A 20583-nucleotide genomic window follows, 5' to 3' on the forward strand; every position below is an offset into this window, starting at 1 on the left:
GAGCCGTCCGTGCCGAGGGCCCGCGCGGGGCCCGGGCCGACCCAGGCGACCGAGAGCGCGTCCTGGCCCTTGAGGAAGCGGTGCGCGCGAACGCCGCCGGTCGCGCGACCCTTGCCGGGGAACTCGGCGAAGTCCGAGACCTTCGCGGCGCCGGGGTCGGCGCCGAGCAGCGTGTCGGCGGACGCCGCCACCGTCACGACGACGGCGGATTCGACGTCGGCGCTCGGGAGCACCGTGAAGGAGATCACGCGTGCCGCGGCGTCGAGCTTCACGCCGGCCATGCCGCCGGCCGGGCAGCCCTGCGGGCGGACGGCCGACGCGGGGAAGTGGAGCAGTTGCGCGTCGCTCGTGACGAACACCAGTTCGTCGTCGTCGCCGCCCTGCGATGCGCCGACGACCCGGTCGCCCGGCTTCAGCGCGATCACCTCGAAGTCGGGTCGGTTCGGGTAGTTGCCGGGTGCGACGCGCTTCACGATGCCCTGCTCGGTGCCCAGCACGATCGGCTGCTGGGAGTCCAGCGAGACGACGGCCAGCACCTGCTCCGTGCGGTCGGGGAGGGCGAGGTAGTCGGCGACGCGCACGCCGGCTCCGAGCTGCACCGAGTTCGGCGGCAGTGCGGGCAGGTCCATCGGCGAGAAGCGGACCAGTCGACCCTTGGACGTGACCGCGCCGATCTCGGTGCGGCTGGTGGTCGCGACCTCGGAGCGCACGGCGTCGTGCTTGGAGCGACGGCTCGGGGGAGTGAGGGTCACGGATGCCTCGCCCTCGGGCGCGTCGACCCGTGCGATCCGGCCGGTCGAGCCGAGGATGACCCGGCAGGGCACGTCGGCGTGCTCGAGCGTCGCGGGGTCCACCGCCTTGCGCGTCTTCGGTTGCACGCGCGCCTCGGTGAGCATCGTGCGGCGCGGCGTGCCGAACAGCTCGGCGGCGCGGTCGAGCTCCTCGGCGACCTGCGCACGGATGCGCGCGTCGCTCGCGAGCAGCTCCTCGAGCGCGGCGATCTCGGCGAGCAGCTGGTCGCGCTCGGCCTCGAGCTCGATGCGCGAGAACTTCGTGAGGCGACGCAGGCGGAGTTCGAGGATGTACTCGGCCTGCAGTCGGCTGAGGTCGAACACCTCCTCGAGTCGCGACCGGGCGGCCTCTGCGTCGTCGCTCGACCGGATGACCTGGATCACCTCGTCGATGTCGAGGATCGCGATGAGCAGTCCCTCGACGAGGTGGAGCCGCTCGCGGCGACGTGCGAGGCGGTACTCCGAGCGCCGGGTGATCACCCGGATCCGGTGGGCGAGGTAGACGTCGAGCAGTTCGCGGAGGCCGAGCGTCTGCGGCTGCCCGTCGACGAGCGCGACGTTGTTGATGTTGAAGGAGTCCTCGAGCGGCGTCATCCGGTACAGCTGCTCGAGCACGGCCTGGGGGTTGAAGCCGGTCTTCACGCCGATGACGAGGCGGAGCCCCTTCGTGCGGTCGGTGAGGTCGGCGACGTCCGAGATGCCGGTGATCTTCTTCGCGTTGACGCCGTCCTTGATCTTCTCGATGACCTTCTCCGGGCCGACGAGGTAGGGCAGCTCGGTGACGACGAGGCCGGCCTTGCGCGGCGTGAGCTGCTCGACCGACACCTTCGCACGGGTCTTGAACGATCCGCGGCCGGTCGCGTAGGCGTCGCGCACTCCCGAGAGGCCGACGATCGTCCCGCCGGACGGGAAGTCCGGCCCCGGCACGAACTCCATGAGCTCGTCGAGCGTCGCCTCCGGGTTCAGCAGGAGATGGCGGGCGGCGGCGACGACCTCGACGAGGTTGTGCGGCGCCATGTTCGTCGCCATGCCGACCGCGATGCCGCTCGCGCCGTTGACGAGCAGGTTCGGGATCGCGGCGGGCAGCACCTCGGGCTGCTGGTGCGAGTTGTCGTAGTTGGGGATGAAGTCGACGACGTCCTCGTCGAGGTGCTCGGTCATCGACACGGCGGCGGGCGCCATGCGCGCCTCGGTGTAGCGCGCGGCGGCGGGGCCGTCGTCGAGCGAGCCGAAGTTGCCGTGACCGTCGACGAGCGGAACGCGGAGCGTGAACGCCTGCGCCAGGCGGACGAGCGCGTCGTAGATCGCGCTGTCGCCGTGCGGGTGGAGCTTGCCCATGACCTCGCCGACGACGCGCGCCGACTTGACGTGCCCCCGATCGGGGCGCAGCCCCATGTCGCTCATCATGTAGAGGATGCGGCGCTGCACGGGCTTCAGGCCGTCGCGCGCGTCGGGGAGCGCACGCGAGTAGATGACGGAGTAGGCGTACTCGAGGAAGGACCCCTGCATCTCCTCTGCGACGTCGATCTCGTCGATCCGCTCGGCGATCGGTGATGAGGCGGGTTCGCTCTTGGCTGGGGTCATTCGTCGTCTCTGCGCAGGGCGTGCACGGGCACGCGCGGGGAACGGGGCCGCGCCCGGCCTGTGCCAGACTGGGCGCGATGCCAGCAATGCTACCGGTGCCCGCCGACGGAGCCCCGCGGCTCACCGGGGTGCTGCCCGCCGCCCTCGCCTCGATCGGCGGGGGCGCCGGCCCGTTCGACCTCCCGGCCGTCGACTCGGCCGTGGTCGTCCTCGTCGACGGGCTCGGAGCCGGCAACCTCCGCGCCCGCGCGGGCCACGCCCGCTTCCTGTCCGGCGCGATGGCCAAGCGCGACGTGATCCGCACGGTCTTCCCGTCGACCACCGCGGCCGCCATCGCGAGCTTCGCGACCGGACTCATGCCCGGCGCGCACGGGCTGATGGGCTACCGGGTCCCGGATCGCGCGCACGACCGCGTCGTCAACCAGCTGAGCGGATGGGACGACCTGATGGTCCCCGAGACGTGGCAGCCGCACGCGACGGTGTTCGATCGCGCCGCGGAGCGCGGCGTGCGCGCGGTCGCGGTCGGCGGCACCCGCTACGCGACGTCGGGCTTCACGCGCGCGGTGCTGCGCGGGGCGGAGTACCGCGCCGGCGCGAAGATCCCGGACCGATTCGCCGAGGCGCTCCGCGTGCTCCGCGAGGGTCCGGCACTCGTCTACGTCTACGTCTCGGAGCTCGACCAGATCGCCCACGCCCACGGGTGGGAGTCCGACCGCTGGCTCTCAGCGCTCGAGGCGCTCGACGCCGAGGTCGCCGAGTTCGAACGACGGATGCCGCGCGGCACGGGCCTGCTGGTCACCGCCGACCACGGCGTGCTCGACGTGCCCCCGCACCGGCACGTGTTCATCGACGCGACTCCCGGGCTCGTCGAGGGCGTCCGCCACGTCGCCGGTGAGCCGCGGTGCCTCGGCCTCGTGCTCGAACCCGACCTCGACGAGGCCGCCCGCGCGGCCCTCGTCGACCGGTGGCGGGACGCCGAGGGGGAGCGCGCCTGGGTCGTCTCGCGCGACGAGGCGATCGCCGCGGGACTCTACGGCGACGTCGACCCGCGCAACCTCGACCGCATCGCCGACGTGCTCGTCGCGGCACGTTCGGGCATCGCCTACTACGACCGGCGCGAGGCCGACCGCCGGGGCGAGGAGATGGTCGGCCAGCACGGCTCGCTGACCGACGAGGAGACGCGGATCCCGCTCATCCGCCTCGGCTCGTACCGCCGGGACTGAACCCGACGGATGGCCCGGTGCGAGGCCGCGCCATCCGTCGTCGCGGGGTTCAGGAGGGGTACTGGCCGCGCTTGACCTGCGGCTTCGGCAGGCGGAGCGGGCGCAGCTGCAGGGCGCGCATCGCCGCGTACCACCGGAAGCGCTCGACCTTCGACGCCCCGAACTTCGCGGCGAGCTTCCGCTGCAGCGTGTACCCGAGGATGATCACGTCGACCACGGAGACCAGGAAGAAGCCCCAGAGGGCGAAGATCCCGATGGTCTGGACCTCGTAGCTCGGGACGAACGTCAGCACGATCACGGCGAACATGACGGGGATGAGGATCTCGCCGATGCTGAATCGCGCGTCGACGTAGTCGCGCACGTAGCGCTTCTGCGGGCCGCGGTCGCGCGCCGGCAGGTACCGCTCGTCGCCGGCTGCCATGCCGAGTCGGGCGCGTTCGCGAGCCTCGGCGGCCTTGGCGCGCGCCTGTCGGGCGGCCTCCTTGCGGTCGTTCGGCACGAGCGGGCGCCGGTTCGCGGCCTCGCGCTCGGCACGCGTCGGAGTGGGTGCGCCCTTCCCGACCTTCGGCGTCGCGGGTGCGGCGTCGTCGGGTGCGGAGGCGGGCGTCTCGGTCTTGGGGTGCTTGGCCACGGGGGAGTCCTCGTCGAATCGGTTCCTCTTAAGATTAGCCGCATGAGCCAGACCCGACCCGTTCCTTCTTCCGGCCCGCACCCCGACGCCGACGTCGCCTCGGTGGTGGAACGCCTCCGTGCCGCGGTCGAGGCGGGCTTCCCGTCGACCGTCGCCGATCTCACGGACCTCGTGCGGATCCCCTCGGTGTCGTGGGCGGCCTTCGACCCCGAGCACGTGGCGCGGAGCGCGGACGCGGTGGCGGAACTCGTCCGCGGCCTCGGGATCTTCGAGGTCGTGGACGTCCGGCGCGCGCCGATCGGCGACGGCGACGAACTCGGCCAGCCCGCGGTCATCGCGCGTCGGGCCGCCCGGAACGGCCGCCCGACCGTGCTCCTCTACGCGCACCACGACGTCCAGCCGCCCGGACGCGACGAGGACTGGGACTCGACGCCGTTCGAGCCGACGCTCCGCGGCGACCGCCTCTACGGCCGCGGCGCGGCCGACGACAAGGCCGGCGTCATGGCCCACGTCGCCGCGATCCGCGCCCTCGTGGACGTCCTCGGCGACGATCTCGACCTCGGCATCGCGCTCTTCATCGAGGGCGAGGAGGAATTCGGCTCCCGATCCTTCTCGGCCTTCCTCCGCGAGAACCGGGAGCTGCTCGAGGCCGACGCGATCGTCGTCGCCGACTCGAACAACTGGGATGTCGACACTCCCGCGCTCACCGTCGCGCTCCGCGGCAACGTGACCTTCCGGCTGACGGTCTCGACGCTCGCGCACGCCTCGCATTCGGGGATGTTCGGCGGTGCGGTGCCCGACGCGATGCTCGCCGCCATCCGACTCCTCGCGACGCTGCACGACGAGGACGGCGCCGTCGCGGTCGCCGGCCTCACGTCCACCGAGCTCGACACGCCCCCGTACGACGAGGCGCAGCTCCGCGCGGAGACCGGACTCCTCGACGGAGTGACGCCGATCGGACGGGGCACGATCCTCTCCCGCATCTGGGCGCAGCCCTCGATCACCGTCACGGGCATCGACGCGCCGACCGTGGCCAACGCGTCCAACACCCTCATCCCGCGCGTGGCGGTCCGCGTGAGCGCGCGCATCGCGCCCGGACAGGACGCGGGAGCGGCGCTCGACGCCCTCCGCGCCCACCTGCTCGCGAACGCGCCGTTCGGCGCCCACGTCGAGATCGACGACGTCGACACGGGCCAGCCGTTCCTCGTCGACACGACGGGCTGGGCCGTCGCCGAGGCCAAGTCGGCGATGGCCGAAGCATGGGGCGCCGACCCCGTCGACATCGGCGTGGGCGGCTCCATCCCCTTCATCGCAGAACTCGTCGAGGAGTTCCCGCGGGCGCAGATCCTCGTCACCGGCGTGGAGGATCCCGACTCCCGCGCACACAGCCCGAACGAGTCGCTGCACCTCGGCGTCTTCCGCCGCGCGGTGCTCGCCGAGGCCGCGCTGCTGGCCCGGCTCCAGGCGCGGGGCGGGGAGTGACGACCCCGTCCTCCTGCCGTCTCCGGGCGAACCCGCATCCTGCGCGGGTACAATCGGCCTGACCGTACTTCATCGAGGAGCGATATGAGCGACACGATCACCGACGCCGTCCACGGCGTGAAGCTGAGCGATCCGGCTGCCGACAAGGTGCGCAGCCTCCTGTCGCAGGAGGGTCGCGACGACCTGCGTCTGCGGGTGGCCGTCCAGCCCGGCGGATGCTCCGGCCTGATCTACCAGTTGTACTTCGACGAGCGCCTGCTCGACGGCGACGCGGTCGTGGACTTCGAGGGCGTCGAGGTCGTCGTCGACAAGATGAGCGTTCCGTACCTCGACGGATCGACGATCGACTTCGAGGACACGATCCAGAAGCAGGGCTTCACGATCGACAACCCGAACGCGCAGGGAAGCTGCGCCTGCGGCGACTCGTTCCACTGAGCCGCACCGAACCACGCGATGAGGGAGACCGCCACGGCGGTCTCCCTCATCGCGTTTCCGGCCGTCGGACCGGGATTCCGATGCACATCCGGATGAACGCGCGCTGAGGGTGCACGAGCGAGCCGCCGACTCGGAGTAGGCTATTGCTGATCAATGCGCCTCGCTGAGAGGCGCCTTCGAATCTCCCGAAAGGTCACCGGTGCGCCACAATCGCCGTCTCCGATGGGCTGCTGTTCCGATCGCAGCGACGCTCAGCCTCGTCCTCGCCGGATGCACGCAGGCTCAGCTGAACGGATTCCTCCCCGGCTTCATCGAGGGCGAGGCGCCCGCGACGAACCACACCGAGCGCGTCTCGGGCCTGTGGGTGACGTCGTGGATCGTGCTGCTCGTGGTCGGTGTGGTGACGTGGGGCCTGACGATCTGGGCCGTGGTGGCCTACCGCCGTCGCAAGGGTCAGACCGGCCTCCCGGTCCAGCTGCGCTACAACATGCCGATCGAGGTGTTCTACACCGTCGTCCCGCTGATCCTGGTGCTCGGCTTCTTCGCCTTCACCGCGCGTGACCAGCAGGTGATCGAGGCCCGCTTCGCCGAAGACGACGTCGACGTCAAGATCGAGGCGATCGCGAAGCAGTGGGCATGGGACTTCAACTACGTCAACGAGGACGTCTACACCCCGGGCATCCAGGCCCAGCTCGACGATGAGGGGCCCGCCGGATCGGTCAAGCAGGACGAGCTGCCCACGCTGGTGCTCCCCGTCGGGGCCAACGTGGAGATCGCGCTCGAGTCGCGCGACGTGATCCACTCCTTCTGGGTCGTCGACTTCCTGTACAAGAAGGACATGTTCCCCGGCAAGACCAACTACATGTCCTTCGTCCCCGAGCGCGAGGGCACCTACGCCGGCAAGTGCGCCGAGCTGTGCGGCGAGTACCACTCGCTCATGCTGTTCAACGTCGAGGTGGTCTCACAGGCCGAGTACGACGACTACATCGAGGAACTCCGCGACTCCGGCTACGAGGGCCAGCTCTCGACCGAGTACGACCGGAACCAGAACCTGCCCGGCACGGGCGCGCCCGAACTGATTGAGGAGCACGAAGGCGAATGAGCACCACCACTGCACCGGCTCGCCCTGCGGCGTCGTCGCAGCCGTTCGGCGCCGCCAAGGTCGAGCGCAAGGGGAACGTCCTCGTCAAGTGGATCACGTCCACCGACCACAAGGTCATCGGGTACCTCTACCTGATCACCTCGTTCATCTACTTCTGCATCGGCGGCGTGATGGCCCTCATCATCCGCGCGCAGCTCTTCGAGCCCGGCCTCGAGGTCATCCAGACCCGTGAGCAGTACAACCAGCTGTTCACGATGCACGGCACGATCATGCTGCTGATGTTCGCGACGCCGCTGTTCGCGGGCTTCGCGAACGTCCTGATGCCGCTCCAGATCGGCGCCCCCGACGTCGCGTTCCCGCGGCTGAACGCGTTCGCCTACTGGGCGTTCAACTTCGGCTCGCTGATGGCCGTCGCCGGATTCTTCACGCCCCAGGGCGCCGCGTCGTTCGGATGGTTCGCCTATCAACCACTCGCGTCGACGACGTTCTCGCCAGGCGTCGGCGGCAATCTCTGGATGCTGGGTCTCGGCCTCTCGGGCTTCGGCACGATCCTCGGCGCCGTGAACTTCATCACGACGATCGTCACCATGCGTGCGCCCGGCATGACGATGTTCCGGATGCCGATCTTCACGTGGAACACGCTCGTGACCTCGATCCTCGTGCTGATGGCCTTCCCCGTCCTCGCCGCTGCGATCCTCGCGGCCGCCGCGGACCGCGTGTTCAACGCCCACATCTACGACCCCGAGAACGGGGGAGTGATCCTGTGGCAGCACCTGTTCTGGTTCTTCGGCCATCCAGAGGTCTACATCATCGCCCTGCCGTTCTTCGGCATCGTCTCCGAGATCTTCCCGGTGTTCAGCCGGAAGCCGATCTTCGGCTACAAGACCCTGATCTACGCGACCATCGCGATCGCGGCGCTCTCGGTCACGGTGTGGGCGCACCACATGTACGTCACCGGATCGGTGCTCCTGCCGTGGTTCGCACTCATGACGATGCTGATCGCCGTGCCGACCGGCGTGAAGATCTTCAACTGGATCGGAACGATGTGGCGCGGCTCGATCACCTTCGAGACGCCGCTGATCTGGTCGCTCGGCTTCCTCATCACGTTCGTCTTCGGCGGGCTCACCGGCGTCATCTTGGCGTCGCCGCCGCTCGACTTCCACGTGTCCGACACGTACTTCGTCGTCGCCCACTTCCACTACGTGGTCTTCGGCACCGTCGTCTTCGCGATGTTCGCCGGCTTCTACTTCTGGTGGCCGAAGTGGACCGGCAAGATGCTGAACGAGACGCTCGGCAAGTGGCACTTCTGGCTGCTGTTCATCGGCTTCCACACGACCTTCCTGATCCAGCACTGGCTGGGCGTCGTGGCGATGCCGCGTCGGTACTACTCGTACCTGCCGGAGGACAACATCACCTGGATGAACCAGCTGTCGACCATCGGCGCGTTCATCCTCGCGATCTCCCTCATCCCCTTCTTCCTGAACGTCTACATCACGGCGCGCCGCGCCCCCAAGGTGACCGTGAACGACCCGTGGGGGTACGGCGGATCGCTCGAGTGGGCGACGAGCTGCCCGCCGCCGCGCCACAACTTCACGTCGATCCCGCGGATCCGCTCCGAGCGTCCCGCGTTCGACCTGAACCACCCCGAGGCGGGCATCCCGGTCGGCATCGGACCGGCGAAGGATGCGCCGCACGCCCCCGTCATCGACGCAGAGACCAAGGAAGTCAAGTAGATGCGCGCCAATGTCATCCTGTTCTGGGTTCTGACCGGCTTCTTCGCCCTTTCGGCTGCGGTCTACATCTTCTGGACGGCGATCGACGAGCGTGAGCCGGGCGTCGAGTGGGTTGGCCTCGTGGCGATCTCGCTCAGCGGCGTGCTCAGCGCGTTCATCGCGTTCTACCTGGGTCGCGTCCACAAGGAGCAGGGCGGCGAACTCCCCGAGGACCGCCTCGACGCGAACATCGACGACGGCGATGCCGAGCTCGGCTTCTTCAGCCCCTGGAGCTGGTGGCCGATCCTGCTCGCCGGGTCCGCCGCGCTCGCGTTCCTCGGGCTCGCCGTCGGCGTGTGGATCTCCTTCCTCGCGATCGGCCCCGCGCTGGTCAGCCTGGTCGGCTGGGTCTACGAGTACTACCGCGGGAACTTCGCCCGCTGATCGCGCACGGTCTCCACGACGTCCCCGGTGCCTCGGCACCGGGGACGTCGTCGTTCAGGCGCGATGCGCGCTCGCGATGCGCCACCAGCCGGCCCGTGCGACCGAGTCCACCGTGAACCCAGCTCTCCGCAGCGCGTCGTACATCGCGACGGGGGAGTGCACGTAGCCGCGGTACTCCTCGCCCCGCATGCGCATCATGAGATTCGCCATGCCGACGAACGCCCGCGTCATCCACGTTCGCGGCGGGTGGCTGAACACGACCGTACGTCGCGCGTGGGCGGCCGAGGCGGCGAGCAGTCGTAGGGCGTCGGGGTAGCAGCACACGACCCGGTGCAGCACCACGTGATCGGCGACGGGAACGTCTGCGCCGTCGATCGCGAGGTCGATCCCGACGATGCGATGCACGTCGGCCGCACGCCCTGCTTCATCGAGCAGCGCTCGAGCACGGTCCTCGTACGCGGCCGACAGCTCGAGGTTGGTCGACCGCGTTGCGCCATGCCCGAGCAGCTCGAGCTGGATCGCTCCGATTCCGCCGCCGACTTCGAGTACCGACGTTCCGGCGACGCCGGAGCGTTCGACCTGGTCCGCGACACGGCGCTCCGCGCGCGTGAGGCCCCGGCGCCGGTACCGACGCTCGAGATCGCCGGCGAATCGCTCATCGAAGACGTCACCGTACCGTGCCTGTCCGCGGCCGCAGCAGTCGTCCATGCGCCCAGTATGCACCTGGACCGGCAGTCGAGCTGGCGATGTCAGGGCTCGATGCGTTCGAACACGAGGACGTCGACGGAGACCGTGACGGATCGCGCGGCCGGCGCGTCGTCTGCGGATGCGAGCGCCGCGGTGTGATGTGCTGACGGCCCCATGCCCGCGAGGAGCGCACGGACGTCCGGGCCCGCCTCGACGAGATGTTCGGCCCGGTGACTCGCCGCGAGGTCGAACCCGGCGGAGCCCAACTGCTCCGCGACCGCGGCATCCTTCTCCGGCGGGATGTCGAGCAGCAGGCCGTCCGCGCGGAGCTCGCGCAGGTGCCGAGTCGTCGGCACGACCACGATCAGTCGTCCTCCCGGGCGGAGGATCCTCGCGAACTCCGACGGATTCCGTGGCGCGAACACGTCGAGGATGACGTCGACCGCCGCATCGCGGATCGGGAGCGGGCGCCAGACGTCGAGGACCACGCCGGTGGCGGCGGGGACGGCCCGGAGCGCCATCCTGACGGCGTCCGGCGATCGGTCGGCGAGCAGGAACGCCGCCTCGGGTACGGCTCGGCTGAGCTGCTCGGAGTAGTAGCCCGTCCCGCAGCCGAGATCGGCGACACGCAGCGATGGGGACGGTCCGCTCGTCTCCCGATCCCCGGAGACGGTCGCCACGACGGCTTCAGCGATCGGCGTGTAGGCACCGCTGCCCAGCAGCGTGGCACGCGCGTCGAGCATCGCGCGGTCGTCGCCCACCGTTCGGGGCGCCCTGGGGGGCAGCAGCGTCAGGTACCCGTACTTCGAACGGTCGAAGCGGTGGCCGTTCTCGCACCCGTAGACGCGGTCGGCGACCTCGTCGAGCGCGGAGAAGCAGTTCGGGCACCGGAGCCAGGTCGAATCGATCGACATGGTCCGGTGCCCGAACTCAGCTGATGCGGTGATCAGTGGTGCTCGTGGTGCGCGGCCTCGAGCTCGCCCTTGGTGACCGGCGCGATGCGGTCCTCGAAGAACCAGCGCGACATTCCGGCACGCAGTCGCTGGCCGACGGTGATCTTGCCTCGCGCGTTGGGGCGGATCATCAGCGGTTCGTACGACTCGTAGCTCACGAGCTTCCAGCGGTCGTACTCGTCCAGAGGCTGGTGGACCTCGATGAACTCGCCGCCGGGGAGCTTCACGATGCGCCCGGACTCGTACCCGTGCAGGACGATCTCGCGGTCCTTCTTCTGCAGTGCGATGCAGACGCGCTTCGCGACGAAGTACGCGATGAACGGGCCGACGATGAGGAGCGCCTGGAGCGAGTGGATCACGCCCTCCATCGTCAGCTTGAAGTGCGTGGCGATGATGTCGGAGCTCGCTGCCGCCCAGAGCACGGCGTAGAACGTCACTCCGGCCGCGCCGATCGCGGTGCGGGTCGGAGCGTTGCGGGGACGGTCGACGATGTGGTGCTCGCGCTTGTCGCCCGTGACCCACGCCTCGATGAACGGGTAGATCAGCACCGTCGCGATGAAGAGACCCAGGCCGACCAGGGGGACGAGGATGTTGAACGACCAGGTGCGGTCGAACAGCACGAACTCCCAGCCCGGCGGGATGAGGCGCAGCGCGCCGTCCGCGAAGCCGATGTACCAGTCGGGCTGGGTACCGGCGGAGACGGGCGACGGGTCGTACGGACCGTAGTTCCAGATCGGGTTGATCGTGAACAGCGACGCGATGAGCGCCAGCACGCCGAAGACCAGGAAGAAGAATCCGCCGGCCTTCGCGGCGTAGATCGGGAGGATGGGCGGGCCGACCGCGTTCTGCTGCGTGCGCCCCGGGGCCGCGTACTGCGTGTGCTTGTGCACGACGACGAACATCAGGTGCAGCGCGATGAGCGCGAGCAGGATGACCGGCAGCAGCAGGATGTGCAGTGAGTACAGACGCCCGACGATGTCGGTGCCCGGGAACTCGCCGCCGAAGAGCAGGAACGAGGTCCAGGTACCGATGAGCGGGATGCCCTTGATCATGCCGTCGATGATCCGGAGGCCGTTGCCCGAGAGCAGGTCGTCGGGAAGGGAGTACCCCGTGAAACCCTCACCCATGGCGAGGATGAACATCACGAAGCCGATGACCCAGTTGAGCTCGCGCGGCTTGCGGAACGCACCCGTGAAGAAGATGCGCAGCATGTGCAGGCCGATGGCGGCCACGAACATCAGCGCGGCCCAGTGGTGCATCTGCCGGACGAAGAGTCCGCCGCGGATGTCGAACGAGATATCGAGCGTGGAGGCCATCGCCACCGACATCTCGACGCCCTTCAGCGGCACGTACGACCCCTCGTACTCGACCTCGGCCATGGACGCCTGGAAGAAGAACGTCAGGAACGTGCCGGTGATCAGGATGACGAGGAAGCTGAAGAGCGCGACCTCGCCGAGCAGGAACGACCAGTGGTCGGGGAAGGCCTTTCGGCCGAGCTCCTTGACGAACGTCGAGACGCTCGTACGCTCATCGATGTAGTTCGAGGCGGCCGCCGTGAAGGTACGACGCTGCGGCGCGCGTGTGGTTGCGGTGCTCAATGACGCTCCCAGAAGCTCGGGCCCACGGGTTCGGTGAAATCGCTCTGCGCGACGAGGTAGCCCTCGTCGTCGACCATGATCGGCAGCTGCGGCAGCGGCCGTGCGGCCGGGCCGAAGATGACCTCGCAGTGGTTGGCCACGTCGAACTGCGACTGGTGGCACGGGCAGAGCAGGTGGTGCGTGTGCTGCTCGTAGAGGGCGACGGGACAGCCGACGTGCGTGCAGATCTTCGAGTACGCGACGATTCCGTCATACGACCACGAGGCACGGTCCGGGAGCTCGTTGAGCTCGTCGGGGTTGAGGCGCATGAGCAGCACGGCGGCCTTGGCCTTCTCCTCGAGCCTGCCGTGGTGCATCTCGCTGAGCCCCTCGGGGATCACGTGGAAGGCGCTGCCGATGGTGACGTCGGCGGCCTTGATCGGAACGCCCGACGGGTCGAGCGTGAGCCGGGTGCCGGCCTTCCACATCGTGTGGCTGAGGAGTTCGACGGGGTTCTCGTCCTGGGGCGCGAGGCCGCGGAAGAGGACGACAGCGGGCAGCGGGAAGACCAGGAGGGCACCGATGAGGCTGTTCCGGATGGCCGCGCGGCGCGTGAAGCCGGACTCGCGGTCTGCGTCCTGGAACACCTTCACCGCACCCTCGCGGGCGACCACGTTGCCGCCGACCTTGTGGCGCTCGTCGGCGAGCTCGACGTCGGTCATGACGGCCTTGGCCCAGTGCACGGCACCGAAGCCGATGCCGAGCAGCGCGAGGGCCGCACCGAGGCCGATGAACATGTTGTTCAGGCGGACGTCGCCGACGTCGTTGCCCTCCATCGGGAAGAGCATGTACGCCGCGATCGCCCAGATGCTGCCGATGATCGACAGGTAGAAGAGCGTGTACACCGTGCGCTGCGCACGCTTCTCCTTCTTCGGGTCCTCATCCGTGACGCGCGGACGGTGCGGCGGGAAGCCGGGGTTCTCGAACGCGTCGGACTGGATGAGGGCGGTACCCGTCTTCACGGCGGGGACGGTCTCGGCGTGCGACGAGTCGGCAGCGGCGAGTTCGGTGCCGCTGTGGTCGTCCTGTGCCATGGTTCTCCTTCTTCGCTTCTTCGGTGCGGGCCCTAGTTGGACTTCGCCGTGATCCACACGGTGATCGCGACGATGGCGCCGAGACCGAAGATCCAGATGAACAGACCCTCCGCGACCGGACCGAGCGAGCCGAGCTCGAAGCCGCCGGGCGAACGGTTGTCCTGCACGTACTGCAGGTAGGTGATGATGTCGCGCTTGTCCTCGGGCGTGATGTTCAGGTCGTTGAACACCGGCATGTTCTGCGGTCCGGTGACCATCGCCTCGTAGATGTGCACGCCCGAGACATTCGTCAGCGGGGGAGCGAACTTGCCCTCGGTGAGCGCGCCGCCGGCGCCGGCCACGTTGTGGCACATCGCGCAGTTGATGCGGAACAGCTCGGCGCCGTTCGCCGCATCGCCGCCGCCGTTGACGAGGCTGTCGGCGGGGATGTCGGGGCCGGGGCCGAGCGACGCGACGAAGTAGGAGAGCTGCTTGACCTGCTCGTCGGTGAACTGCACGGGCTTCTGCTCGGCCTGCGGGCCCTGCATCTGCATCGGCATGCGGCCGGTGCCGACCTGGAAGTCGACCGCCGCGGCGCCGACGCCGATGAGGCTCGGGCCCTCGTTCGTACCCTGGGCTTCGAGGCCGTGGCAGGTGGCGCAGTTGGCCTGGAAGAGCTTGCCACCCTCCTCGATCGTCTCCTGCGACGTGGGGGAGGGCTCAGCCTGTGCGGTCGTGGTGCTGAAGGCGGCGTAGGCGCCTCCGGTGAACACGAGGCCGAGCGCGAGCAGCGCGGCGGTGGCGAGCGGATGCCGGCGGCCGGTGCGTCGCTTCGAGCGGTTCATTGATCTCTTCCTGTTCACGGGCATTGCGGGGTCGGCGCTCCTGGGACGGGCTACTTGAGGACGTAGATGACGAGGAAGAGGCCGATCCAGACCACGTCGACGAAGTGCCAGTAGTACGACACGACGATCGCGCTGGTGGCCTCCTTGTGGCCGAAGTTCTTGACCGCGAAGACCCGGCCGATCACGAGGAGGAAGGCGATGAGGCCGCCCGTGACGTGCAGCGCGTGGAAACCGGTCGTGAGGTAGAACGCCGAGCCGTACGCGTTCGAGTCGAGGGCGATGCCCTCTGCGACGAGCTGGGCGTACTCGAGCGACTGCCCGGCGACGAAGATGGCACCCATCACGTAGGTGACGAAGAACCACTCGACCATGCCCCAGTCGCGCAGCTTCCAGCTGGTGCGGTACGGCTGCATGCGCTCGGCGGCGAAGACGCCGAACTGGCACGTGAACGAGGACGCCACGAGGATGAGCGTGTTGACGAGCGCGAACGGGACGTTCAGCCGGCCGGCTTCGAAGTCCCACAGTTCAGGGGACGTCGAACGCAGCGTGAAGTAGATCGCGAAGAGGCCTGCGAAGAACATGACCTCGCTGCCAAGCCACACGATGGTACCGACCGCGACGGTGTTCGGCCGCTTGATCGCAGGCGCACTCGTCTGAAACGTCATTGAGGTGCTCGTCACGTTCACCATTATGGCTGATCCTCGGACGTGTTTTCGGACGGGGCGGGTCCGGATGTCGGACATCCTCGCCTGCGAGCCGCGGATTCCGCTGGCCGAATGCCGTGAAAACGCCTCGAATCGCGCCGATAGGATCGACTCCATGCCCTCCATGCAGACCTGGCCGGATGTCCTGAACTCGCTGCTCGCCGGCGAGGACCTCAGCGTGTCGGATGCCGCATGGTGCATGGAGCAGGTCATGACGGGCGTCGCGACCGATGCGCAGCTCGCCGCGTTCCTCATCGCGCTCCGCGTGAAGGGGGAGACCGTCGACGAGATCGTCGGCTTCCGCGACGCGATCCTCGAGCACGCCGTGCAGCTCCCGGTCGACTCCATGGCGCTCGACATCGTCGGCACCGGCGGAGACCGCTTCGGCACCGTCAACGTCTCGACGATGGCATCGGTCGTGTCGGCCGCGGCCGGGGTCCCCGTCGTCAAGCACGGCAACCGGGCTGCGAGCTCGGCGTCCGGGTCCTCCGACGTCCTGGGCGCGCTCGGCATCGACCTCACGCTGCCCGCGCACCGCGTCGCCGAGGTGCTCGACGAGACGGGCATCACGTTCGCGTTCGCCGCGGCGTTCCACCCCGGCTTCAAGCACGCCGGCCCGGTCCGCGCCCAGCTCGGCGTGCCCACGGTGTTCAACTTCCTCGGGCCGCTCTGCAATCCGGCTCGGCCGGAGGCATCCGCCGTCGGCGTCGCGCACCTCGACCGCGTGCCGCTCATCGTGGGCGTCTTCCAGACCCGCGGGGCGACGGCGCTCGTGTTCCGCGGCGACGACGGGCTCGACGAGCTCACGACGACGGGGCACAGCCACATCTGGGAGGTGTCCCGCGGAACCGTGAAGGAGCACGACCTCGACCCGCGCGAGCTCGGCATCCCACGGGCGAGCATCGACCAGCTGCAGGGCGGAGACGCGCAGCACAATGCCGCGATCGTGCACGAGGTCCTCGCCGGTGCGCGAGGCCCGATCCGGGACATCGTCGTGCTCAACGCGGCGGCGGGGCTCGTGGCCTACGAGCTCGCGAACGATCCGAGCCAGGTCCAGCGGACCATCCTGGAGCGGTTCCACGAGAAGATGGCCGTCGCCGAAGGCGCGATCGACAGCGGCGCGGCCGCGCGGAAGCTCGAGGAGTGGGTCGCCGCCACCCGACGCTAGCGACGAGCGACGGGGCCTCGCCGAAGCGAGACCCCGTCGGTCGATCACATGGCCGTCAGTTGACGTCGTCGTCGACCCAGTCGAAGGTCTTGGTGACGGCCTTCTTCCAGAGCCGCAGCTGTCGCGCCCGCTCGTCGGGGTCCATCTTCGGCTCCCAGCGGTGGTCCTCCTGCCAGTTCGCGCGGAGCTCGTCGAGGTCGGACCAGAAGCCGACCGCGAGTCCGGCGGCGTAGGCGGCGCCGAGCGCGGTCGTCTCGGCGACGACGGGGCGGACGACGGGGACGCCGAGGATGTCGGCCTGGAACTGCATGAGCGTGTTGTTCGCGATCATGCCGCCGTCGACCTTGAGCTCGGTCAGGTCCACGCCCGAGTCCGCGTTGACCGCGTCGAGCACCTCCCGAGTCTGGAAGGCGGTGGCCTCGAGGGCGGCGCGGGCGATGTGCCCCTTGTTCACGTAGCGGGTCAGGCCCACGAGCGCTCCGCGTGCGTCGGGACGCCAGTACGGGGCGAAGAGCCCCGAGAACGCCGGCACGAAGTACGCGCCGCCGTTGTCCTCGACCGACTTGGCCAGTTCCTCGATCTCGGGCGCGCTCGAGATCATCCCGAGGTTGTCGCGCAGCCACTGCACCAGCGACCCGGTGACCGCGATGGCACCTTCGAGCGCGTAGTGCGCCGGCTCGTCGCCGAGCTTGTACCCGAGGGTGGTCAGCAGCCCGTTCTTCGAGTGGACGATCTCGGTGTCGGTGTTGAAGATCAGGAAGTTGCCCGTGCCGTAGGTGTTCTTCGACTCGCCGGCGTCGAACGCCGCCTGGCCGAAGGTCGCCGCCTGCTGGTCGCCGAGGATGCCCGCGACCGGGACCTCGCGGAGCAGGCTGGAGGACTCGACCGTGCCGTACACCTCCGAGGAGGAGCGGATCTCCGGCATCATCGAGCGGGGCACGCCGAACGCCTCGAGGATGTCGTCACGCCAGGACAGCGACTCGAGGTCCATGAACATCGTGCGGCTCGCGTTGGTGACATCCGTCGCGTGCACGCCGCCGTCGACGCCGCCGGTGAGGTTCCAGAGCACCCAGCAGTCCGTGGTGCCGAACATCAGGTCGCCGGCCTCGGCCTTCTCGCGGGCGCCGTCGACGTTCTCGAGGATCCACACGATCTTCGTGCCGGAGAAGTAGGTCGCCAGCGGCAGGCCGACGTCCTGCTTGAACCGCTCGACGCCGCCGTCGGCCGCGAGGCGGTCGACGATGGGCTGCGTGCGGGTGTCCTGCCAGACGATCGCGTTGTAGACCGGCTCACCGGTGTTGCGGTCCCAGACCACCGCGGTCTCGCGCTGGTTCGTGATCCCCACCGCGGCGATGTCGTGGCGGGTCAGGTCGGCCTTGCCGAGCGCCTGCCCGATCACCTCCCGTGTGTTCCTCCAGATCTCCATCGGGTCGTGCTCGACCCAGCCCGCCTTCGGGAAGATCTGCTCGTGCTCGAGTTGCCCGCTCGAGACGATCGAACCCTTCTTGTCGAAGATGATCGCTCGCGAACTCGTCGTGCCCTGGTCGATCGCCAGGATGTAGTCAGCCATGTCCATGCGTCCTCTCTGTCGCAGTGATGGATGCGTCCGTCACGCGCGGCCACGGGCGGGGTCACGTGGTGCGGACGGACGAGGGGCCGGTCGAATGACCGGCCCCTCGGTGATCAGCCCAGGATGGGGAGGGCGACGAGCGCGGCCCATCCGGCGAGTACGCCGCCGATGATGGGGCCGACGATCGGGACCCAGGAGTACGACCAGTCGCTGCTGCCCTTGCCGGCGATCGGCAGGATGGCGTGCGCGATGCGCGGCCCGAGGTCGCGGGCCGGGTTGATCGCGTAGCCGGTCGGGCCACCGAGGGAGGCGCCGATGCCGATGACCAGCAGGGCCACGGGCAGCGCGCCGAGCGCGGCCAGGCCGGACCCGTCGCCGTTGCGGCCGAAGCCGATGACGACGAACACGAGCACGAAGGTGCCGATGATCTCGGTCACCAGGTTCCAGCCGTACGACCGGATCGCCGGGCCCGTCGAGAACACCCCGAGCTTGTTCGCCGCCTGGGGCTCGTCGTCGAAGTGCTGCTTGTAGGCCAGCCAGACGATGATCGCGCCGAGGATGGCGCCGATCAGCTGCGCGCCGATGTAGGTGAGCACCGACAGCGCGTCCACTGGGACGGTCGTGCCGAATGCGGGGTTTCCGAACTCGGTCGCACCGTTCGCGACCAGGCCGAGGGTGACGGCGGGGTTGATGTGCGCACCCGAGGCGTAGGCCACGATGACGCCGGAGAAGACCGCGAGGCCCCAGCCGATGTTCACCAACAGGAACCCGCCGTTGTAGCCCTTCGTCTTGACGAGGGCGACGTTCGCGACAACTCCGCAACCGAGCAGCACGAGCATCGCCGTGCCGACGAGTTCGGAGAGGAACAGCACTCCGAGATTGTCCACGTTGACCTTCCATCCTTTCGCCGTGCCCGAGGGCCGCGCCCCAGGGCGGATCAGCGCCCACCCTACTCGTGTGGTCGAGATGCGCGGAAGGGCGCGCGGCAATCGTGGGATAGCCCTTTCATCGGCGGGGCCCGCCGGAGTAGTTTTGCGGGGGAGTGCCGCGTCAACGTCGACAGGCGACGGGCCGGGCGGGTGCGGCCGAGGGGAAGGGACGTTTTCGTGAAGAAGATCATCAACGATCCCAAGCACGTGGTCGACGAGTCAGTCGCGGGCTTCGGCCTCGCGCACGCCGACCTCGTGAGGGTGGAGACGGATCCCATCCATGTCGTGCGCGCCGACGCGCCGGTCGCGGGCAAGGTCGGCCTCGTGTCCGGCGGCGGGAGCGGACACGAGCCGCTGCACGCAGGATTCGTCGGCCCCGGCATGCTCGATGCGGCCGTACCCGGCGCGGTCTTCACCTCGCCGACGCCCGATCCGATCCTCGCGGCCACCAAGGCCGTCGACGGCGGCAAGGGCGTGCTCCACATCGTGAAGAACTACACGGGCGACGTGCTGAACTTCGAGACCGCAGCCGATCTCGCGGCCGCGGACGGCATCGAGGTCCGGGCCGTCGTGACGAACGACGACGTCGCGGTCAAGGACTCCCTCTACACGGCGGGCCGTCGCGGCGTCGGCGGCACCGTGCTCGTCGAGAAGATCGCCGGCGCCTCCGCCGACCGCGGGGACAGCCTGGAGCAGGTCGCCGAGATCGCGGAGCGCGTCAACGCCAACGTGCGTTCGATGGGCATGGCGCTCACGCCCTGCATCGTCCCGCACGCCGGCGAGCCGAGCTTCACGCTCGCCGAGGACGAGGTCGAGATCGGCATCGGCATCCACGGCGAGCCGGGACGCGAGCGCATCAAGCTCGAACCGGCCGACGCGATCGTCGATCGACTGATCGCGCCGATCATCGAGGACCTCCCGTACGCGTCGGGCGACCGCGTGCTCCTGTTCGTGAACGGAATGGGCGGGACTCCGCAGATCGAGCTCTACATCGCGTACCGGCGCGCCGCCGAGGTGCTCGCCGAGAAGGGCATCTCGATCGAGCGCTCACTGGTGGGCAACTACATCACCTCGCTCGAGATGCAGGGGTTCTCGATCACGATCCTCAAGCTCGACGACGAGATGATCGGGCTCTGGGACGCCCCCGTGCACACGGCGGCGCTCCGGTGGGGCCGATAGGGGCGGCCGCGGTGGGATTGGACATCACCTGGGCGGTGGACTGGGTCAGGCGCAGCGCGGACTCGATGGCCGAACACCGGATCGAGCTGATCACGCTCGACCGTGAGATCGGCGACGGCGACCACGGGGAGAACATGGATCGCGGCTTCCAGGCCGTGCTCCCCAAGCTCGACGACCTGCCCGCCGGATCGACGCCGGCGGACGTGCTGAAGATGGTCGCGACGACGCTGATCTCGACGGTCGGCGGCGCGGCGGGACCGCTCTACGGGACGGCGTACCTGAAGGGATCCGTCGCGATCGCGGGGGAGTCGTCGATCGACGCGTCCGGCGTCGTCTCGTTCCTCGAGGCGTCCCGCGACGGCATCGTGGCGCGGGGGAAGGCCGAGTCCGGCGACAAGACCATGGTCGACGCCTGGACGCCTGCGGTCGACGCGGCGCGGAGTGCGGCCGACGGGGGCGCGAGCGCCGCCGCGACGCTTCGGGCCGCGGCGGAT

Annotated in this window: 19 protein-coding genes; 9 read left to right on the forward strand and 10 right to left on the reverse strand. The window is 69.2% G+C overall.

What is annotated here, in order from left to right; all coding sequences use genetic code 11:
- Positions 1-2375 (reverse strand): DNA gyrase/topoisomerase IV subunit A (locus ESO86_RS02145; RefSeq protein WP_165307240.1); only part of this gene is annotated, 2375 nt, incomplete at its 3' end.
- A gap of 77 nt (positions 2376-2452) precedes the next feature.
- Between ESO86_RS02145 and ESO86_RS02150 the strand changes: the two genes are divergently transcribed.
- Positions 2453-3598, forward strand: a complete 1146-nt coding sequence (locus ESO86_RS02150) for an alkaline phosphatase family protein (protein ID WP_242492163.1) — start codon at positions 2453-2455, stop codon at positions 3596-3598.
- Positions 3599-3647: 49 nt separating this feature from the next.
- Here the strand turns inward: ESO86_RS02150 and ESO86_RS02155 are convergent, their stop codons facing one another.
- Positions 3648-4229 (reverse strand): DUF3043 domain-containing protein, encoded by a 582-nt coding sequence (locus ESO86_RS02155; RefSeq protein ID WP_129233255.1) that lies wholly within the window; start codon positions 4227-4229, stop codon positions 3648-3650.
- Between the two features lie 42 nt (positions 4230-4271).
- Here ESO86_RS02155 and ESO86_RS02160 point away from each other — a divergent pair, with 42 nt between their 5' ends.
- The 5 genes from ESO86_RS02160 (at position 4272) to ESO86_RS02180 (ending at position 9404) form a co-directional block, all read left to right on the forward strand.
- Positions 4272-5711, forward strand: coding sequence for a dipeptidase (locus ESO86_RS02160; protein ID WP_129233256.1), 1440 nt, complete (start codon positions 4272-4274; stop codon positions 5709-5711).
- Positions 5712-5795: 84 nt separating this feature from the next.
- Positions 5796-6146, forward strand: a complete 351-nt coding sequence (gene erpA / locus ESO86_RS02165) for an iron-sulfur cluster insertion protein ErpA (RefSeq protein WP_129233257.1) — start codon at positions 5796-5798, stop codon at positions 6144-6146.
- Positions 6147-6345: 199 nt separating this feature from the next.
- Positions 6346-7248, forward strand: a complete 903-nt coding sequence (gene ctaC / locus ESO86_RS02170; protein WP_129233258.1) for an aa3-type cytochrome oxidase subunit II — start codon at positions 6346-6348, stop codon at positions 7246-7248.
- Positions 7245-8981, forward strand: coding sequence for an aa3-type cytochrome oxidase subunit I (gene ctaD / locus ESO86_RS02175; RefSeq protein WP_129233259.1), 1737 nt, complete (start codon positions 7245-7247; stop codon positions 8979-8981). The genes ctaC and ctaD overlap by 4 nt, the downstream gene beginning before the upstream one ends.
- Positions 8982-9404, forward strand: a complete 423-nt coding sequence (locus ESO86_RS02180) for a cytochrome c oxidase subunit 4 (protein ID WP_129233260.1) — start codon at positions 8982-8984, stop codon at positions 9402-9404.
- A gap of 54 nt (positions 9405-9458) precedes the next feature.
- Here the strand turns inward: ESO86_RS02180 and ESO86_RS02185 are convergent, their stop codons facing one another.
- Genes ESO86_RS02185 through ctaE form a run of 6 tightly spaced genes read right to left on the reverse strand, consistent with a single transcriptional unit; the run spans position 9459 to position 15228 of the window.
- Positions 9459-10112 carry a class I SAM-dependent methyltransferase gene (locus ESO86_RS02185; protein WP_207206983.1) on the reverse strand — a complete coding sequence of 218 codons (654 nt, stop codon included), beginning with the start codon at positions 10110-10112 and terminating at the stop codon, positions 9459-9461.
- Positions 10113-10153: 41 nt separating this feature from the next.
- Positions 10154-11005 carry a methyltransferase domain-containing protein gene (locus tag ESO86_RS02190; protein WP_129233261.1) on the reverse strand — a complete coding sequence of 284 codons (852 nt, stop codon included), beginning with the start codon at positions 11003-11005 and terminating at the stop codon, positions 10154-10156.
- 32 nt (positions 11006-11037) lie between these two features.
- Positions 11038-12642: a cytochrome bc1 complex cytochrome b subunit gene (qcrB, locus tag ESO86_RS02195; protein WP_129233262.1), complete on the reverse strand. Its 1605-nt coding sequence runs from the start codon at positions 12640-12642 to the stop codon at positions 11038-11040.
- Positions 12639-13715 (reverse strand): cytochrome bc1 complex Rieske iron-sulfur subunit, encoded by a 1077-nt coding sequence (gene qcrA / locus ESO86_RS02200; protein ID WP_129233263.1) that lies wholly within the window; start codon positions 13713-13715, stop codon positions 12639-12641. Before qcrA ends, qcrB begins: the two co-directional genes overlap by 4 nt.
- Before the next feature lie 32 nt (positions 13716-13747).
- Positions 13748-14539, reverse strand: a complete 792-nt coding sequence (gene qcrC, locus ESO86_RS02205; protein WP_129233264.1) for a cytochrome bc1 complex diheme cytochrome c subunit — start codon at positions 14537-14539, stop codon at positions 13748-13750.
- A 50-nt stretch (positions 14540-14589) separates the two neighbouring features.
- Positions 14590-15228 (reverse strand): aa3-type cytochrome oxidase subunit III, encoded by a 639-nt coding sequence (ctaE, locus tag ESO86_RS02210; RefSeq protein ID WP_129233265.1) that lies wholly within the window; start codon positions 15226-15228, stop codon positions 14590-14592.
- Positions 15229-15358: 130 nt separating this feature from the next.
- Between ctaE and trpD the strand changes: the two genes are divergently transcribed.
- Positions 15359-16411, forward strand: coding sequence for an anthranilate phosphoribosyltransferase (gene trpD, locus ESO86_RS02215; RefSeq protein WP_129233266.1), 1053 nt, complete (start codon positions 15359-15361; stop codon positions 16409-16411).
- Between the two features lie 55 nt (positions 16412-16466).
- Here trpD and glpK read toward each other — a convergent pair whose 3' ends face one another.
- Positions 16467-17981: a glycerol kinase GlpK gene (gene glpK, locus ESO86_RS02220; protein WP_129233267.1), complete on the reverse strand. Its 1515-nt coding sequence runs from the start codon at positions 17979-17981 to the stop codon at positions 16467-16469.
- A 113-nt stretch (positions 17982-18094) separates the two neighbouring features.
- Complete coding sequence (locus ESO86_RS02225; RefSeq protein WP_129233268.1) at positions 18095-18868, reverse strand: MIP/aquaporin family protein; 774 nt, start codon at positions 18866-18868, stop codon at positions 18095-18097.
- A gap of 219 nt (positions 18869-19087) precedes the next feature.
- Between ESO86_RS02225 and dhaK the strand changes: the two genes are divergently transcribed.
- Positions 19088-20089, forward strand: a complete 1002-nt coding sequence (gene dhaK, locus ESO86_RS02230; RefSeq protein WP_129233269.1) for a dihydroxyacetone kinase subunit DhaK — start codon at positions 19088-19090, stop codon at positions 20087-20089.
- Positions 20090-20100: 11 nt separating this feature from the next.
- Positions 20101-20583 (forward strand): dihydroxyacetone kinase subunit DhaL (gene dhaL / locus ESO86_RS02235; protein ID WP_129233270.1); only part of this gene is annotated, 483 nt, incomplete at its 3' end.

The organism is Agromyces binzhouensis (assembly GCF_004135055.1).
Taxonomy (GTDB): domain Bacteria; phylum Actinomycetota; class Actinomycetes; order Actinomycetales; family Microbacteriaceae; genus Agromyces; species Agromyces binzhouensis.

Excerpts from the sequence above, each read along its gene's own strand:
- ESO86_RS02150 (WP_242492163.1), top strand. The coding sequence starts at position 2,453 with ATGCCAGCAATGCTACCGGTGCCCGCCGACGGAGCCCCGCGGCTCACC.
- ESO86_RS02160 (WP_129233256.1), top strand. The coding sequence starts at position 4,272 with ATGAGCCAGACCCGACCCGTTCCTTCTTCCGGCCCGCACCCCGACGCC.
- erpA (WP_129233257.1), top strand. The coding sequence starts at position 5,796 with ATGAGCGACACGATCACCGACGCCGTCCACGGCGTGAAGCTGAGCGAT.
- ctaD (WP_129233259.1), top strand. The coding sequence starts at position 7,245 with ATGAGCACCACCACTGCACCGGCTCGCCCTGCGGCGTCGTCGCAGCCG.
- ESO86_RS02180 (WP_129233260.1), top strand. The coding sequence starts at position 8,982 with ATGCGCGCCAATGTCATCCTGTTCTGGGTTCTGACCGGCTTCTTCGCC.
- ESO86_RS02185 (WP_207206983.1), bottom strand. The coding sequence starts at position 10,112 with ATGGACGACTGCTGCGGCCGCGGACAGGCACGGTACGGTGACGTCTTC.
- ESO86_RS02190 (WP_129233261.1), bottom strand. The coding sequence starts at position 11,005 with ATGTCGATCGATTCGACCTGGCTCCGGTGCCCGAACTGCTTCTCCGCG.
- qcrA (WP_129233263.1), bottom strand. The coding sequence starts at position 13,715 with ATGGCACAGGACGACCACAGCGGCACCGAACTCGCCGCTGCCGACTCG.
- qcrC (WP_129233264.1), bottom strand. The coding sequence starts at position 14,539 with ATGAACCGCTCGAAGCGACGCACCGGCCGCCGGCATCCGCTCGCCACC.
- ctaE (WP_129233265.1), bottom strand. The coding sequence starts at position 15,228 with ATGGTGAACGTGACGAGCACCTCAATGACGTTTCAGACGAGTGCGCCT.
- trpD (WP_129233266.1), top strand. The coding sequence starts at position 15,359 with ATGCCCTCCATGCAGACCTGGCCGGATGTCCTGAACTCGCTGCTCGCC.
- glpK (WP_129233267.1), bottom strand. The coding sequence starts at position 17,981 with ATGGCTGACTACATCCTGGCGATCGACCAGGGCACGACGAGTTCGCGA.